The sequence below is a fragment of the Corynebacterium sp. 045007 genome, from assembly GCF_040743205.1.
In the GTDB taxonomy this organism is placed as follows: domain Bacteria; phylum Actinomycetota; class Actinomycetes; order Mycobacteriales; family Mycobacteriaceae; genus Corynebacterium; species Corynebacterium jeikeium_D.
This window is the reverse complement of sequence record NZ_JBFLKW010000056.1, coordinates 1-422: the sequence shown is the minus strand read 5'-3', so window position 1 is coordinate 422 and position 422 is coordinate 1. Positions and strand designations below refer to the sequence as shown.

Annotated in this window: 1 pseudogene; it reads right to left on the bottom strand. The window is 50.0% G+C overall.

From position 1 onward, the window contains the following. Window positions 1-52: 52 nt before the first annotated feature. Window positions 53-422 (bottom strand): annotated as a pseudogene (locus AB1Z34_RS11190) (IS6-like element IS26 family transposase); the annotation flags it as partial.

The window sequence follows — 422 nt, the reverse complement described above, 5'->3', positions numbered from 1 at the left end:
GGCACTGTTGCAAAGTTAGCGATGAGGCAGCCTTTTGTCTTATTCAAAGGCCTTACATTTCAAAAACTCTGCTTACCAGGCGCATTTCGCCCAGGGGATCACCATAATAAAATGCTGAGGCCTGGCCTTTGCGTAGTGCACGCATCACCTCAATACCTTTGATGGTGGCGTAAGCCGTCTTCATGGATTTAAATCCCAGCGTGGCGTTGATTATCCGTTTCAGTTTGCCATGATCGCATTCAATCACGTTGTTCCGGTACTTAATCTGTCGGTGTTCAACGTCAGACGGGCACCGGCCTTCGCGTTTGAGCAGAGCAAGCGCGCGACCATAGGCGGGCGCTTTATCCGTGTTGATGAATCGTGGGATCTGCCACTTCTTCACGTTGTTGAGGATTTTACCCAGAAACCGGTATGCAGCTTTG